Source organism: Mesorhizobium sp. BHbdii, from assembly GCF_053848045.1.
This window is the reverse complement of record NZ_JBSPKX010000052.1, coordinates 1-736: the sequence shown is the minus strand read 5'-3', so window position 1 is coordinate 736 and position 736 is coordinate 1. Positions and strand designations below refer to the sequence as shown.

The following is a 736-nucleotide window of genomic DNA, read 5'->3' as shown; positions in this document are numbered from 1 at the left end:
AACGTCAGCGACCACGGCATGAACATCCAGGAGGCGATCGACGCGCCGCGCATCCACCATCAATGGCTGCCCGATAAGGTCTATGTCGAGCCGTTCGGCCTGTCGCCGGACACCGAAAGGTTGTTGGCCGGCATGGGCTACCACCTTGATGTCGGCGACCAGACCTGGGGCCAGGCGGCCGGCATCCTGGTCGGCGGCAAAAGCCTGGCGGAAATCGGGAAAGGCGGCGGCGCGCGCTACAATGGCGCCATCGACAGCCGGGCGGCCTCTGGCGAGGCGCTCGGATATTGATGCCGGCGTGGACTCCCGGACAGGGTCGCGGCCCGGCAAGAACCGTCAGGTAACCAGTGTGATGGTCGATGCGATCAGCATCAGGGCGGCGATGCCGACGAACAGCGCGTAGATGCGCGGCCGGTCAAGCAGAAGCGCGTTTCCGGAGATCCAGGCCGATGTGGCGCCGCCAAGCGCGAAGAGGAACCCGTTGCGATGGCCGAAGGTCATCGACGCGGCCATCAGCCCGCCGATGATCAGGGCACCGAACACGATGATTACGGCGACCGCGTATTTCTCGAAATCATTGTTGCCGATCCCTGGCCCGATCGCGTTCAGATTGGGCAGGTCGTCCGGATCGAAGGGGTTCGCCGACCCATATTCGTCTTGACCGATCGATTCTCGCATCACTCGTTCTCCGCAGACCGGCAACAAACCATCAACACTTGCCGAGTGCAACCCGATC

Annotated in this window: 2 protein-coding genes; one reads left to right on the top strand and one right to left on the bottom strand. The window is 63.5% G+C overall.

The genetic code is table 11. The features are described from left to right. Positions 1-291: gamma-glutamyltransferase (locus tag ACWTU8_RS31745; RefSeq protein WP_455851243.1), on the top strand; the 291-nt coding region annotated here is incomplete at its 5' end. Between the two features lie 45 nt (positions 292-336). On the opposite strand, the gene ACWTU8_RS31740 is transcribed toward ACWTU8_RS31745, so the two are convergent. Then, positions 337-678, bottom strand: coding sequence for a hypothetical protein (locus ACWTU8_RS31740; RefSeq protein ID WP_080511918.1), 342 nt, complete (start codon positions 676-678; stop codon positions 337-339). Between the last annotated feature and the right edge of the window lie 58 nt (positions 679-736).